The sequence below is a fragment of the Bacillus sp. DB-2 genome, assembly GCF_003315125.1.
GTDB lineage: Bacteria > Bacillota > Bacilli > Bacillales > Bacillaceae_G > Bacillus_A > Bacillus_A mycoides.
The window spans coordinates 43,557-59,338 of the sequence record NZ_QNRN01000005.1 but is presented as its reverse complement, the minus strand read 5'-3'; the positions used below and the strand labels follow the sequence as shown (position 1 = coordinate 59,338).

The 15,782-nt window shown below is 35.1% G+C and carries 13 protein-coding genes and 1 riboswitch; of the genes, 11 read left to right on the top strand and 2 right to left on the bottom strand.

Features of this window, described 5'->3' with window-relative positions; genetic code table 11:
• The first annotated feature begins 2 nt into the window (after positions 1-2).
• Together DET63_RS09880 and DET63_RS09875 are read left to right on the top strand one after the other, a co-directional pair.
• The gene (locus DET63_RS09880) at positions 3-1,433 is read left to right on the top strand and encodes a LutB/LldF family L-lactate oxidation iron-sulfur protein (RefSeq protein ID WP_113936599.1); all 1,431 of its coding nucleotides are present in this window, start codon (positions 3-5) and stop codon (positions 1,431-1,433) included.
• The gene (locus tag DET63_RS09875; RefSeq protein WP_113936598.1) at positions 1,414-2,115 is read left to right on the top strand and encodes a LutC/YkgG family protein; all 702 of its coding nucleotides are present in this window, start codon (positions 1,414-1,416) and stop codon (positions 2,113-2,115) included. Before DET63_RS09880 ends, DET63_RS09875 begins: the two co-directional genes overlap by 20 nt.
• Before the next feature lie 213 nt (positions 2,116-2,328).
• Here the strand turns inward: DET63_RS09875 and DET63_RS09870 are convergent, their stop codons facing one another.
• Positions 2,329-2,469 (bottom strand): sporulation protein YjcZ, encoded by a 141-nt coding sequence (locus DET63_RS09870; RefSeq protein ID WP_113936597.1) that lies wholly within the window; start codon positions 2,467-2,469, stop codon positions 2,329-2,331.
• Positions 2,470-2,625: 156 nt separating this feature from the next.
• Here DET63_RS09870 and DET63_RS09865 point away from each other — a divergent pair, with 156 nt between their 5' ends.
• The 7 genes from DET63_RS09865 (at position 2,626) to DET63_RS09840 (ending at position 7,288) form a co-directional block, all read left to right on the top strand.
• The gene (locus tag DET63_RS09865) at positions 2,626-3,210 is read left to right on the top strand and encodes a TetR/AcrR family transcriptional regulator (protein WP_113936596.1); all 585 of its coding nucleotides are present in this window, start codon (positions 2,626-2,628) and stop codon (positions 3,208-3,210) included.
• A 2-nt stretch (positions 3,211-3,212) separates the two neighbouring features.
• Entirely contained in the window at positions 3,213-3,383 is a 171-nt protein-coding gene (locus tag DET63_RS30200) for a hypothetical protein (protein ID WP_002188645.1), read from the top strand.
• Between the two features lie 83 nt (positions 3,384-3,466).
• Positions 3,467-3,943 carry a PH domain-containing protein gene (locus DET63_RS09860; protein ID WP_113936595.1) on the top strand — a complete coding sequence of 159 codons (477 nt, stop codon included), beginning with the start codon at positions 3,467-3,469 and terminating at the stop codon, positions 3,941-3,943.
• Positions 3,936-5,375 carry a PH domain-containing protein gene (locus tag DET63_RS09855; protein WP_113936594.1) on the top strand — a complete coding sequence of 480 codons (1,440 nt, stop codon included), beginning with the start codon at positions 3,936-3,938 and terminating at the stop codon, positions 5,373-5,375. Before DET63_RS09860 ends, DET63_RS09855 begins: the two co-directional genes overlap by 8 nt.
• A 202-nt stretch (positions 5,376-5,577) precedes the next feature.
• Entirely contained in the window at positions 5,578-6,231 is a 654-nt protein-coding gene (locus DET63_RS09850) for a DUF975 family protein (protein WP_113936593.1), read from the top strand.
• Positions 6,232-6,424: 193 nt separating this feature from the next.
• Complete coding sequence (locus DET63_RS09845; RefSeq protein WP_113936592.1) at positions 6,425-6,859, top strand: hypothetical protein; 435 nt, start codon at positions 6,425-6,427, stop codon at positions 6,857-6,859.
• A gap of 183 nt (positions 6,860-7,042) precedes the next feature.
• Positions 7,043-7,288 (top strand): CPCC family cysteine-rich protein, encoded by a 246-nt coding sequence (locus DET63_RS09840; RefSeq protein WP_113936591.1) that lies wholly within the window; start codon positions 7,043-7,045, stop codon positions 7,286-7,288.
• A gap of 55 nt (positions 7,289-7,343) precedes the next feature.
• Here DET63_RS09840 and DET63_RS09835 read toward each other — a convergent pair whose 3' ends face one another.
• Complete coding sequence (locus tag DET63_RS09835) at positions 7,344-7,748, bottom strand: hypothetical protein (RefSeq protein ID WP_113936590.1); 405 nt, start codon at positions 7,746-7,748, stop codon at positions 7,344-7,346.
• A 344-nt stretch (positions 7,749-8,092) separates the two neighbouring features.
• Here DET63_RS09835 and DET63_RS09830 point away from each other — a divergent pair, with 344 nt between their 5' ends.
• Entirely contained in the window at positions 8,093-8,629 is a 537-nt protein-coding gene (locus DET63_RS09830) for a TetR/AcrR family transcriptional regulator (RefSeq protein WP_113936589.1), read from the top strand.
• A 172-nt stretch (positions 8,630-8,801) separates the two neighbouring features.
• Positions 8,802-8,894: riboswitch (cyclic di-GMP riboswitch) on the top strand.
• A 58-nt stretch (positions 8,895-8,952) separates the two neighbouring features.
• Positions 8,953-15,782 (top strand): SpaA isopeptide-forming pilin-related protein (locus DET63_RS09825; protein ID WP_220182450.1); only part of this gene is annotated, 6,830 nt, incomplete at its 3' end.

The following is a 15,782-nucleotide window of genomic DNA, read 5'->3' as shown; positions in this document are numbered from 1 at the left end:
AGATGGGAATGAGAATAGGGAACGATCCCTTTCATAAGCGTACTGAAACAGGCATTGGGGATCAATTTATGCGACAGGCTGTCAGGAAAGCGCAAGACGGTCTTAGAGTTAAGAAATTAAAAGCTACTGAGAGTCTTGGGAATTGGGAGGAATGGCGAGCTTTAGGAGAAGAAATTCGAAAGCATACATTAGAAAACCTTGATTATTATTTATATGAGCTGAGTGAAAATATTGAGAAAAACGGTGGTTTCGTTTATTTCGCAAAGACTGCAGAAGACGCAAGGGAATATGTAAAAGAGATTGTAAAAAAGAAAAACGCGAAAAAAATTGTGAAATCAAAATCGATGGTAACGGAAGAGATTAGTTTAAATGAAGCGATTGAAGAAGCTGGAGCGGAAGTGTTAGAAACAGATCTTGCTGAATTTATTCTACAAGTGAACGACCACGATCCTCCATCACATATTGTTGTTCCGTGTCTTCACAAAGATAAAGAACACATTTGTGAAATATTTAAAACAAAGTTAAATTACACTGGAACATCTGATCCTACGGAAATGGCGAGGTTTGTAAGATCGTATTTACGTGATGATTTTTTTGCAGCGGATATAGGGGTGACTGGATGTAACTTTGCTGTTGCAGAGTCGGGATCAATTTCTATCGTAGCAAACGAAGGAAATGCAAGACTTACTACGACACTTCCGAAAACGTTGATTACAGTTATGGGGATGGAGCGTATTGTTCCGACATGGGAAGAGCTTGATGTTTTAGTAACACTTCTATGCCGAAGTTCTGTAGGACAAAAGTTAACAAGTTATATTACAGGGTTAACTGAGCCTGGTGGGGAAGATGGACCTGAGGAATTTCATTTAGTCATTGTTGATAATGGTCGTTCCGATATTGTAGGAACAGAATTCCAAAGTGTCCTTCAGTGCATTCGTTGCGCGGCATGTATTAATGTGTGTCCTGTATACAGGCATATTGGTGGACATGCATATGGCTCTATTTATCCAGGACCAATTGGAGCTGTGTTGACACCGCTTTTAGGGGGATATGATGAATATAAGGATTTACCTTACGCATCTAGCCTTTGTGGTGCTTGTACAGAAGCGTGTCCAGTGAAAATCCCGTTACATGACTTATTAATTAAACATCGCAGCCGCATTGTAGAAGAAAAACGATCACCTGTAGCTTGGAACGTGGCTATGAAAGGTTTTGAAAAAGCGGTGAAGAGTCCTAGACTATTTTCTTTTGCAGCGAAGAGCGCTCCGTATGCATTAAAACCTCTTGCAAAAGGGGATAAGATCGAGCGTGGAATTGGGCCGTTAAAAGCTTGGACGGATGCGAGAGATTTTCCAGTTCCGAAAAAACAACCGTTTCGAGAGTGGTTTGAAAAACACGAAAAGGAGAACAATGATGGCCATCCAAAATCGTGAGGAATTTTTACTCCAGTTATCAGAAAAGCTTGGTAGGAAACGTCCAGAAGCAGTGGAAAAACCGAAATGGTCTTTTTCCCCGCAGTGGATTGTTTTTGACGGACTGGCGCAAGACGAACTTGTACTAAAGTTAATAGAGCACTGCGAAGTCATTCATACAGAAGTAAAGCGAACAACAAAGGAAAATCTTGTTGAAACATTGGGGTCTTTTATAAAAGATTGGAATATCGAATCTGTTATATGTTCGAATGATGAGCGCTTTAATGAGTATGGTCTTACACCATGTTTCAGCAATGAAGGAACAACACATTTTCGTACATGGGGATTAGATCATAAAGAAGAGGACATAGCATTTGCGAAAGCTGCTGACCTTGGCATTACGTTCAGTGATATGACTTTGGCAGAATCAGGAACCGTTGTACTATTTAATGACGGGTTAAAAGGAAGACATGTGAGTCTTCTTCCGGAGTCATATATTGCAATCGTTCCGAAAAGTACGATTGTACCAAGATTAACCCAAGCTACAAAACTGATTCATGATCAAAATAAAGCGGGAGAAAACTTGCCAGCTTGTGTGAACTTCGTTTCTGGTCCGTCAAATAGCGCAGATATTGAAATGAACCTTGTCGTAGGTGTACACGGGCCAATTAGAACAGCGTATATTATTGTGGATGATCAATAATGATTTACGTGTGCGACAGAGCGCCCGCGCATACGAGTTGGAAATATAAATGAAACATTATAAGAGTACTGAAAATAGAAAGCGCTGGCTGTTAAATATAACCGGGGCTTTTTATTTTGCGTGCCCTTACTGGTGAAGAAACCTTAAGAAGGAAAATTTTAATCTCTGTTTCAGTTTTCTACGCTACTATAACTAACTGAATTGTGTCTTTTCTTAGAAGCTAAACACACTATAACTAGCTCCAATTATAATGAATACGATAAAGAGCAGAATGATTAATAAAAGCCCACTACTACCGCTCTTACCATCTTTGCCATCTTCACCGCCGCTACCACCCTTACCGCCAGATCCCATATGAAAACCCTCCTTATCGTTATACATTGTTTTTACTTTATATTTTTCTAGGTTCATCAAGAAGTTCCTTTTAAAACTCTAATTAACTTGCAAATCATTCATTTTCATTTTACAATTCACTTACCGACCGGTAAGTAAAAATAAGTGAGGTATAGTATGACAAAGAATTTACAAACATCGCAGCACATTGTAGAGGCATCATTTAAACTAATGGCAGAGCATGGCATTGAGAAGATGAGTCTTTCAATGATTGCGAAAGAAGTAGGTATATCAAAGCCAGCTATTTATTATCATTTTCCGTCTAAAGAAGCGCTAGTTGATTTTTTATTTGAAGAGATTTTTTCTGGATATTATTTCGTGGGTTACTTCGATAAAGAACAATATACGAAAGAAAACTTTGCAGAAAAGTTAATCGCAGATGGTTTACATATGTTGTCTGAGTATAGAGGCCAAGAAGGCATATTACGCGTTATAAATGAATTCATCGTAACTGCGACGCGAAATGAAAAGTACCAGAAACGCTTATTTGAAATACAAGAAGAGTTTTTAAATGGATTCCACGATTTATTAAAGAAAGGTGTGGAACTTGGTGTTGTGTCACGACATGCAACTGAAGAAAACGCCCATACGTTAGCGCTCGTTATTGATAATATGAGTAATTACATATTAATAGGATTCCAGTTAAAGTATAAAGAAATTTGGATTCAAAATGTGAAAAACGTAATGAAGGAGGGAGAATAAAAATGAAAATGCAGAAAAACTGGTGGCTCGGTTTTCTGGGGTTAATTGGAATTTATAAAATCCCAGGTATGATTGAAGCTTTCCAAGCGGATAAAGGTTGGTTCGCGTTAATTAGTTTAGTTTGGCTGCTTTGGTTCGGATATTTTATTCCTGAGAAAAAAGAGGATAAATAATAAATTTTCAATTTTATGTAAAGTTATGTAAAATATAGATTGAGACAATTCATATATTAGATTAATAGATTTGGAGTGGTTACATGGATCCATTGAAAAATGAAATTCATCCTGACATGATCAAGGTGTGGAAAGTTCGTGCTGTAATTGAGGAAGGGATCGGTATTCTCGTCATTTTAGTTTACCTGTTCCTTATGATAAAGTTTGATTGGTGGGCGTGGATTTTGTATGTGCTGATCGGGTTAACAGTTGCACTAGCACCATTTGAGTACTTCCTATTCCCGAAACTGCGTCAGCGTTATTATAGCTATCAATTAAATGAAGAAGAGCTTGAAATTCAGCACGGTCTTTTCGTCGTAAAGCGCGTATTAGTACCGATGATTCGTGTACAGCACGTTACGATTGAACAAGGGCCAATTATGAGAAAACATGGATTAGCAGAATTACATATTTCAACAGCGGCAACTTCTCACAGCATTCCAGGCTTAACGATGTATGAAGCGGAAATGTTAAAAACGAGAATTGCAGAATTAGCGAAAGTGAGTGATGAGGATGTATAAGAGGCAGCATCCCATTACGATGTTATTAGAATTAAAAATAACAGACTTTATACCATTACTTATTTTCATGTTTAGTTTAAATGGAAAGTTTCCATTTTGGTATTTAATTCCCGCTGGATTCGGTTTACTCACCGTTTTTTCAGCGTTTGAGAAATGGTATTACACAACATACTGGGTTGAAAATAACGTATTACATGTTAAACAAGGGCTCTTTGTGAAGAAGGAGAGCTACTTAAATAAAGAACGTGTCCAAACGATTAATACAAGTTCAAACGTGTTATATCAAATGCTCGGTTTAAAGAAAATTCAAATCGAAACAGCTGGCGGAGGCGATGATGCCGAAGTAAGCCTAGCTGGTATTACAGAAGATGAGGCGAAGGAGCTTATTTTCTTACTAAATGAGCCAACTCCAGAAGTAAAAGCAGAAGAAACATCAGAAGAAGTAGTAGAAAAAGAAGTTATGACAGAGGAAAAGCAAGCGACAGAGTACAAATTAACTTTGAAAGAAATTTTATTAGCATCTGTTACATCTGGTCAGTTTGGACTATTATTCTCATTAATCTTTTTCGTGTATCACCAAGTAGATGAGTACATTCCGAAGTGGATAAAAAATAGCGTAGAGTCGTATGTAATGGATCATGATATATACGGCTGGATTTACATGGTAGCTATTTTACTCGTCCTTTCGTGGATTATATCTACAATTGGTTACGCGTTAAAACACGGAAACTTCACAGTAAATCGAAAAAACGATGAAGTTCGTATTTCTCAAGGTTTGCTTGAAAAGAAAGAACTTGTACTAAAATTGCACCGTATTCAAGGTATTACGATAAAAGAAAGTATTTTACGTCAGCCATTCGGTTATTGTGCTGTGCAAGTAGAAGTCATTCAAAGTAAAGGACTGGGTGACGAAAAAGAAAAAGTTACACTGCATCCTATCATTCGAAAAGATCGCGTACAACAGTTACTTGCACATTTACAATTACCATACGAACTGAATACAAACATTATTTCATTACCAAAAGCAGCCTTGCGCCGTTATTTAATTGATAGTTTCATTTTCTTCGCAATGCTAGCAATCCCGCTTATTGGAATAAGTATATACTTTGAAAAGCACTTCATCATGTGGGCATTAATTCCGCTCGCAACCCTCATCTTTACACTTGGATACGCAACATTTAAAACAAATGGTTACGGTGTAAACGGAGAACAAATTACGATTATACATCGTAGTATTGGGAAACATACAGGACTTGTAAGAAGAAGACACGTCCAATCAATTGAAAAAACACAATCATATTTCCAGCGCCGAGCGGATTTATGTACGTATACGTTTTCTAGTGCATCATCGAATTATAAACTAGAGCATACGAGAGTAGAAGATGCGGAGAGAATGCAGGATTGGTATAAGAAGAGAATATGTGAGGATTAAATGAAATGGCTTGCCTAGTATGAAAGGCAGGCTTTTTTGTTATGGAGAAATGAGTAGTTTGATTCATATATGGGTGCAAATACAGCTCACATTTCTCAATACGTATCAGAAAAAAAGGTAGTATACTTCTATTTCAGGAAAATCTGTGGAATTTTTGATATAAATGGTATACTAATATAGAAAAAGTATTAGGAGGCTATATATGATAAGTCAGTTGAAAAGAGAAGCACTTGATGCATTAAAAGGAAAATGGGGATTAGCGGTAGGGGCAACCTTATTACTTGGAATCCTTATTGGAGCTGTTGAACTTCTAATTACAGGTGTTTTTTCGATGTTTTGGGGTTGGGAAGAAGCAAGTGATTCGCTTACAGTAAGTATTATTGCAATGCTTGTTATCGGTCCGTTAACAATAGGCGCCTACTATCTTGTTTTAAATGTAATCCGTGAGACTAGTGCTCGCATTGGTGATTTATTTAGATGGTTTAGCGATGGAAGTAAGATTATGAAGTCGTTTTTAACATATTTACTAATGTATGTATACTTGATGCTATGGACATTACTTCTTATTATTCCGGGTATTATTAAATCATTTTCTTATTCTATGACGTATTTTATTTTGAATGATCGTCCAGAATACACAGCGAATCAAGCGATTACCGAAAGTCGCCATATGATGAATGGACATAAAATGGATTACTTTTTACTATGCTTAAGTTTCCTTGGCTGGTTCATTTTAAGTATTCTTACTTTAGGAATCGGTTTCTTATGGTCTGCACCTTATTTCTACGCGACATCGGCAGCATTTTATGAAGAGATTTCAAAAGAATATTATAAAAAAGAAGGTACTACTTTCTAATAAACCACCTAAACCACTTGTCCCCTAAAGAATATAGGGAACAGACGGTTTAGGTGTTTTGATATGTGTTCTGTTTTCGGGTTCACTTCAAAGCTCTTCCCTCTATGTTTTATCATAGAGGGTTATTTTTTTATGTAAAAATGATAGAAAATAATGAATAATATATGTGAAGGGAAAAGTGAGGTGAATGAGATTGAGCAAATTTTTAATTCCGTATTCCCATTCTTTATTAAGCTTATTTATTTCAATGACGATAGTTCAAATATACGATGAGAAGGGGATTTTTGAAGGAGGGCTATTTTCTATTTTTACGAATCTTTTTATTGCTATGGCCAACATGTTGGCTGCTACTTTGATAATTGGAATCCCTGTTGTTTTAGTTGGCTGTCTTCTTGGGGAGATATTGTTTAGGTGTGTTATTTTACCTGTAAAGCTACATTTTATTCCATCCTTAATTTTATATATTCTCTTAGCTATAAGTATTGTTTTTGGTTATGAAGTTATATCTGACGGGTTCCCTACAATATATGAAAATACGCGTATTGTTGTAATGATGTACTTTATGGGACTAACTGTCATTTGCTCTATTACATTTTTAGTAAGCAGGACTACATATGAAGAGAAATAAGGTGATTATATGAAATACACTTGTCCATGCTGCGGATATAAAGTGAAACTTTAATCAGTGGGGATTCTGTTCATTCCCCACTGATTATTAGCCTTCACCAATCGGGCTTTTATGGGCAGTTGATCTCCCACCTAACTCCTTTGCACTAGCTGAATTTTGAGGTGGGAGTTTTACTGCCCGTTAATGCGGGATAAAACGTTAGAAGAAGAACAACCAGGTACATATGAAATTTGTAACATATGTTATTGGGAAGATGATCCTGTTCAGTTTAACGATCATGACTTTGAAGGCGGAGCAAATGAACCCTCGTTAAGACAAGCACAGAGAAATTTCATTGTATTGGGTGCTTGCGAGGAATGCTTTGTTGAATCAGTTAGAAAACCGACTAACGAAGATATAAAGGATGCTAGTTGGAAGCCAGTTTGTTAAGTAGTTTTTAAATGAAAATGTTATTACTCAATTTAATAAGAGTAATAACATTTTTTTATGTAGCGAATAAAGAATTAACGCACCGTCTTACAAAATAAAAAACTAAAGATGATAAAGTAATAGGAAGGCCAGTTTCCAGAAAGGCATTTAAATTAAAGGATAAAAACTCTCTGTCGTTAAACCACGTAAAGAGTAAATGATTGTAAGAAATACCTAACAATATAAATAAAGGAACTCCGATCTTTAATTCATGACTTCTTTTTATTTTTTTATAACAAAATTCACCTAATAAACAACCGATAAGAACGGGGATACTGCCAAGAATAATATACATAATGATTGATACCCAAATTGGTCCCCATGAATCTGCAAAATTGGGAACTTGTGTATACTGTAAAACATTTACAATGACAGAGGAAACTAGTAAGCATGTTAAATAGCTAATAGAAAATTTTTTCAATGGAATCATCCTTATAAAATTTTGATTGCCTCAGTTAGGTATTTTTTGAAAATATAAATTCTTTTAAATTATAGATTAAATGTACGAGGAGAATCAACTTGTTAAAAGGTTATTTCATATTAATGGATATATTAGGAATGAACATAAAAGTATAGATGTATAGTCAACGTTGCGTATTTGATGTTATCATATTGTGATATGGAAATTTTTAATAGAAGAAGCAACTAACAATTCAAAGATAATGAAGCCTATATTGAATAAAAAAATACCTAGTAGTACTGAACAATATTAAAAATAAAATACGTATTTAGATAGAATTAGTAGAAATGAGGGTTTAAAAGGGAATGAACACGAGCATAACACGGCAAAGGATTTTAGCCGCCGCTTCTCAAATTGTTCAATTTAAAGGAGTAGCTAAGTTAACTTTAGAAGCAGTAGCAAAAGAGGCAGGTGTAAGTAAAGGTGGATTATTGTATCACTTTTCAAATAAAGAAGCTTTAATAGAAGGCATGATACTTAAAGGGACAGAGGAGTATCATGGTGCTATTTATAATAAGGTAACGGAAGACACAGAGAAGAAAGGAAGGTGGGTTCGTTCGTTTATAGAGGAAAGATTAAGTAATGAGAAAAGAACAGAAGAGTTGTGTAGTAGTATGATGGCAGCATTAATGCTAAAACCTGAATTGCTTGAGCCATTACAACAAGCATTTCAGCAATTGCAAACTAAAATAGAAAATGATGAAATGGATTCTGTTTGTGCCACAATTATTAGATTAGCAGCTGATGGATTATGGTATTCGGAATATTTAGGGGTCGGAAGACTAAGCCCTGAATTAAGAGAAAAAGTGATTCAAGCCCTTATTAACGCTTCCTATAAATAGAATATATAAACTATAGAATGAAAAATAATTCCCCATTGGTGTATTTAATCCGGCGGGGAATTATTTTTTTTATTAGAATAATAGAACAATTGTATAGGGTGTTGAATTATAACCGTCCAGACGGTATAGTAATATTTGGTTCAAAAGGAAAATGAAACAAAAAAATAATAGAAAATATTTTTAGCACACTATTCGAAAGGATAGGCCGCAAAGCTTAGAGTCTACGGTAATATATATTGGTTACTAAGATCGTCTGGTTGCACTTTTTGATGCAATCGGACGATCTTTTTTATTATATAAATATAATATTCAAGGAGGAAAATATGCAAGCGAAAAGTACTAAAAGGCACATTTCAATGGTTTCATTAGTTTTTCTAGTATTATTTTCAGTGCTGAATGTGTGGGCTCCAGTTATTCAAGCTGCTGTGATGAAAAGTCCAGTGGATGATATTAGCATTTCCCGTACTGATGGCACGACATCTGAACCATATCAGGCCTCAGATGGTATGAAAGTAGAAGTGAAGTGGTCAGCTAAAGAACAGATAAAAAGTGGAGATCAATTCACAATTGATATGCCAAAAGAATTTCGAAAAGATCTTATGAATATGAGTTTTCCTTTAAAAGATGCTGAAGGAAAAACAGTTGGTACATGTGAGATGAAAAAGGGTCTATTGACGTGTACTATGGGTGATTATGTAGAAGGAAAGAATAACATTAAAGGTTCTTTATTCGTAGAATTCTATTTTGCTCTAGAAGCATATGATGGTGTTCAAAAAATCCCATTAGAATTTAACGTTGATGGTCAAATCGTAAATAAAGAAGTAAGTGTAAATAATACGACAGAGAGACCGAAGCCACAGCCCAATACAGATAATCTATTGAAATGGGGTTCTTATAATCAGGAAGATCCTTCAATTGCAGACTGGACGGTATATGTAAATGCAACTGGAACAGAAATGCAAGATCTTAAATTAACAGACACATTAGGACCTGGGCATGAGTTAATTACAGACAGTATCGTTTTAGAAGAGGCTGTATTTGAAGATGGCTATGCAGCAACAAATATTAAGCCAGCAGATTTATCTAAAATTAAAATCAATACAACGAAGACTGGATTTACAATTGAATTTCCAGACAGCTCAAAAGGTTATATTTTAAGATATAAAACAAAAATTACAAATCCTGCTGCAAAGCCTCATAAAAATACAGTGAAATTAGAAGGCCAAAATATTGAAACTGAAGAAAAAGTAGGACAAGTATTTGTAAGTGGTGGGGGAGGAACCGGTTCAGGTGACAATAATCCACCTAGCATTGAAAAAAATATAGTTGATGAGAATGGTAAGCTGGTAGAGAATCAGCAGTTAACACAAATGGATCAAACTATTCAATATCAAGTTGGTACGCATATACCACAAGATCCGCCTAATTATACATCGATGGTAATTAGTGATGATTTAGAAGATGTTTTAGAAGTATTAGAGGCAAAAGTATATGATCAAAATGGCCAAGATATTACTTCTAAAGGAACACTAACGATAGATAAACAAAAAAGTGAAGTAACATTTACGTTCGGTGAGAGCTTTGACTATAAGTCGTATGAAGACCAGATAATTAACTTGAATATTAAGACGAAAATTAAAGCTGATGCAGACTTATCTTCTTATGTAGATAAGAAGGTTCCTAATAAAGCAGAGTTACATTATGATGATAAGAAATTAACATCGAATGAAGTAACGGTTACGCCGCCGGAACCTCCAAAAGAAGGTACAGTAGCTATTCATAAAATAGATGCTGAGGATCCGAATAAAGAGTTAACAGGTGCCGAATTTGAAGTTCGAAATAGTGAGGATAAGGTTGTTGCAGTACTGAAAACAGGCGAAAAAGGTTTTTCAGCCCCTCAAACTTTAGCACCTGGAACGTATAAAATTTATGAAAAAGTAGCACCTGAAGGATATCAAAAATTAACAAGTCCGGTAGAGGTTACACTTCAAGCTGGAGAAACAAAAACAATTGAAATTAAAAATACCATGCAAAAGGGTCAAATTGAATTAAAGAAAATTGATTCGGAAAATGGTGGTAAAGCATTAGCAAATGCAGAGTTTGATGTAGTAAAAGACGGTGTAGTAGTTGAACATATTGTTACAGATAAAGACGGTAAGGCAATTTCTAAACCGTTAGCACCAGGAAAATATATTTTAAAAGAAACGAAAGCGCCCGAAGGATACCAATTAAAAGAAACAGAGTTCGAAGTAAATGTAACAGGGGACGGCATATTCCCAATAACAGTAGAAAATGCAATGGTAGACAAAGGTAATGTAGAAATTACAAAAGTGGACAAAGAAAGCGGCGCAGTATTAGCGGGTGTCGAATTTGAAGTCCAAGATGAGAAAGATAAAGTGGTAAGAAAAGTAGTAACAGATAAAGATGGAAAAGCAAACGTTTCAGATCTATCAGTAGGAAAGTACAAATTAGTAGAGACGAAAAGCTTACCAGGTTACAAGAAACTAACAGAATCAGTATCATTTGAAATTAAAAAAGGTATGACGACAGTCCTATCACTGAAAGTAGAAAATGAGCAGTTAGACAAAGGCTCATTAGAAATTACAAAAGTAGATAAAGACAGTCAAAAAGTATTAGAAGGCGTAGTCTTCGAAGTGCAAGATGAAAAAGGAAAAGTGGTAAAAAAAGTAACGACAGATAAAGATGGAAAAGCGAATGTCTCAGACTTATCAGTAGGAAAATACAAATTAGTAGAGACGGCAAGCTTACCAGGTTACAAAAAATTAACAGAGCCAGTATCATTCGAAATTACAAAAGGTATGACAGAAGTCTTATCACTGAAAGTAGAAAATGAGCAGTTAGATAAAGGCTCAGTAGAAATTATAAAAGTAGATAAAGACAGCCAAAAAGCATTAGAAGGTGTAGTCTTCGAAGTGCAAGATGAAGCTGGAAAAGTAATAAAGAAAGTAACAACAGATAAAAATGGGAAAGCAAAAATTGCAGACCTATCAGTAGGGAAATACAAACTAGTAGAAGTTGAAAGTTTACCAGACTATAAGAAACTAACAGGGCCAGTATCATTTGAAATCAAAAAAGGCATGACCGAGGTACTATCATTAAAAGTAGAAAATGAAATGGTAGATACGGGAAACGTAGAGATAACGAAGATAGATAAAGATAATAAGGCGCCGTTAGCGGGAGTAACGTTTGTTGTCCAAGATGAGAAGGGCAATGAGGTGAAAAAAGTAACGACAGATAAAGATGGAAAAGCAAATGTTTCAGATTTACCTGTAGGAAAGTATGAATTAGTAGAGGTAGAAAGTTTACCTGGTTATAAAAAGTTAGAAAAACCAGTATCATTTGAAATTACAAAAGGTATGACGAAGTCTTTAACATTTACTGTAGAAAACGAAATGGTGGATACGGGGAATGTTGAAATCACGAAAATAGACAAAGATAGTAAAGCACCATTAGAAGGTGTTGTGTTTGAAGTACGTGATTCAAAAGGGAAAGTAGTAACAAAAGTAAAAACGGATAAAGATGGAAAAGCAAATGTTTCAGATTTATCTATTGGAAAGTATGAGTTGGTAGAAGTAGAAACACCAGCAGGATACAAACCGCTAGAAAAACCAATTTCATTCGAAATTGAAAAAGGTAGAGTAACAGCATTACAATTAACTGTCGAAAATGAATTAGTGGATACAGGAAATGTAGAAATTACAAAAGTAGACAAAGAAAATAAAGATGCTTTAGCTGATGCCGTATTTGAGATTCAAGACGAAGCAGGACAAGTAGTCGCTAAAATAACGACAGATAAAAAAGGACACGCACAAGTTACTAATTTATCAGTTGGAACATACAAGTTGGTAGAAGTAAAAGCACCAAGAGGATATAAGCAATTAGTAGATCCGATTACTTTCCAAATTGAAAAAGGTATGACAAAATCTCTTACTTTAACAGTAGAAAACGAAATGTTAGACAAGGGAAATGTAGAAATTACAAAAGTAGATAAAGAGAGCCAAAAAGCATTAGCAGGCGTAGTCTTTGAAGTACAAGATGAAGCAGGCAAAGTAGTAACAGAAGTAACGACAGATAAAGATGGAAAAGCAAAAGTCTCAGACTTATCTGTAGGCAAGTACAAATTAGTAGAAAAAGCAGGCTTACCGGGATACAAAAAACTAACAGAGCCAGTATCGTTCGAAATTAAAAAAGGTATGACGAAAGTTTTATCATTGAAAGTAGAGAACGAACTGTTAGATAAAGGTTCAGTAGAAATTACAAAAGTGGACAAAGAAAGTGGCGCAGTATTAGCGGGCGTAACCTTCGAAGTGCAAGATGAAAAAGATAAAGTAGTAACAGAAGTAACAACAGATAAAGATGGAAAAGCAACAATTTCAGATTTATCAGTAGGGAAATATAAGCTAGTAGAGGTAGAAAGCTTACCAGGATACAAAAAACTAGCGAAACCAGTATCGTTCGAAATTAAAAAAGGTATGACAGAAGTCCTATCATTGAAAGTAGAGAACGAAAAGTTAGATAAAGGTTCAGTAGAAATTACAAAAGTAGATAAAGACAGTCAAAAAGTATTAGAAGGCGTAGTCTTCGAAGTACAAGATGAGCAAGGCAAAGTAGTAACAGAAGTAACGACAGATAAAGAAGGAAAAGCAAAAATCTCAGACTTATCTGTAGGCAAGTACAAATTAGTAGAAAAAGCAGGCTTACCAGGATACAAAAAATTAACAGAACCAGTATCATTCGAAATTACAAAAGGTATGACGACATTCCTATCACTGAAAGTAGAAAATGAGCAGTTAGATAAAGGCTCAGTAGAAATTACAAAAGTAGATAAAGACAGCCAAAAAGTATTAGCGGGCGTAGTCTTTGAAGTTCAAGATGAAGCAGGCAAAGTAGTAACAGAAGTAACGACAGATAAAGATGGAAAAGCAAAAGTCTCAGACTTATCTGTAGGCAAGTACAAATTAGTAGAAAAAGCAGGCTTACCGGGATACAAAAAACTAACAGAGCCAGTATCGTTCGAAATTAAAAAAGGTATGACAGAAGTCCTATCATTGAAAGTAGAGAACGAACAGTTAGATAAAGGTTCAGTAGAAATTACAAAAGTGGACAAAGAAAGTGGCGCAGTATTAGCGGGCGTAACTTTCGAAGTGCAAGATGAAAAAGATAAAGTAGTAACAAAAGTAACAACAGATAAAGATGGAAAAGCAACAATTTCAGATTTATCAGTAGGGAAATATAAGCTAGTAGAGGTAGAAAGCTTACCAGGATACAAAAAACTAGCGAAACCAGTATCGTTCGAAATTAAAAAAGGTATGACAGAAGTCCTATCATTGAAAGTAGAGAACGAAAAGTTAGATAAAGGTTCAGTAGAAATTACAAAAGTAGATAAAGACAGTCAAAAAGTATTAGAAGGCGTAGTCTTCGAAGTACAAGATGAGCAAGGAAAAGTAGTAACAGAAGTAACGACAGATAAAGAAGGAAAAGCAAAAATCTCAGACTTATCTGTAGGCAAGTACAAATTAGTAGAAAAAGCAGGCTTACCAGGATACAAAGAATTAACAGAACCAGTATCATTCGAAATTACAAAAGGTATGACGACATTCCTATCACTGAAAGTAGAAAATGAGCAGTTAGATAAAGGCTCAGTAGAAATTACAAAAGTAGATAAAGACAGCCAAAAAGTATTAGCAGGCGTAGTTTTTGAAGTGCAAGATGAGCAAGGCAAAGTAGTAACAGAAGTAACGACAGATAAAGAAGGAAAAGCAACAATTTCAGATTTATCTGTAGGAAAGTACAAATTAGTAGAGAAAGAAAGCTTACCAGGTTACAAAAAGTTAGCAGAACCAGTATCATTTGAAATTAAAAAAGGTATGACAGAAGTTCTATCATTAAAAATAGAAAATGAAATGGTAGATACGGGAAATGTAGAGATAACGAAGATAGATAAAGATAATAAGGTATCGTTAGCAGGTGTAGTCTTCGAAGTTCAAGACGAAACTGGCAAAGTAGTAACAAAAGTAACAACAGATAAGGAAGGAAAAGCAAACGTTTCAGACTTATCTGTAGGAAAGTACAAGCTGGTAGAAGTAGAGAGCTTACCAGGATACAAAAAATTAGAAAAGCCGGTACCATTTGAAATTACAAAAGGTATGACAAAATCTCTAGCGTTCACTGTAGAAAACGAAATGGTGGATACGGGGAATGTTGAAATCACGAAAATAGACAAAGATAGTAAAGCACCATTAGAAGGTGTTGTATTTGAAGTACGTGATTCAAAAGGGAAAGTAGTAACAAAAGTAAAAACGGATAAAGATGGAAAGGCAAACGTTTCAGATTTATCTATTGGAAAGTATGAGTTGGTGGAGGTAGAAACACCAGCTGGATACAAACCGCTAGAAAAACCAATTTCATTCGAAATTGAAAAAGGTAGAGTAACAGCATTACAATTAACTGTCGAAAATGAATTAGTGGATACAGGAAATGTAGAAATTACAAAAGTAGACAAAGAAAATAAAGATGCTTTAGCTGATGCAGTATTTGAGATTCAAGACGAAGCAGGACAAGTAGTCGCTAAAATAACGACAGATAAAAAAGGACACACACAAGTTACTAATTTATCAGTTGGAACATACAAGTTGGTAGAAGTAAAAGCACCAAAAGGATATAAGCAATTAGTAGATCCGATTACTTTCCAAATTGAAAAAGGCATGACAAAATCTCTTACTTTAACAGTAGAAAACGAAATGTTAGACAAGGGTAACGTAGAAATTACAAAAGTAGATAAAGAGAACCAAAAAGCATTAGAAGGCGTAGTCTTCGAAGTGCAAGATGAGCAAGGAAAAGTAGTAACAGAAGTAACGACAGATAAAGAAGGAAAAGCAACAATTTCAGATTTATCTGTAGGTAAGTACAAATTAGTAGAGAAAGAAAGCTTACCAGGTTACAAAGAACTAACAGAACCAGTATCATTCGAAATTACAAAAGGTATGACGAAAGTTTTATCATTGAAAGTAGAGAATGAACTATTAGACAAAGGTTCAGTAGAAATTACAAAAGTAGATAAAGAGAACCAAAAAGCATTAGAAGGCGTAGTCTTCGAAGTGCAAGATGAGCAAGGAAAAGTAGTAACAGAAGT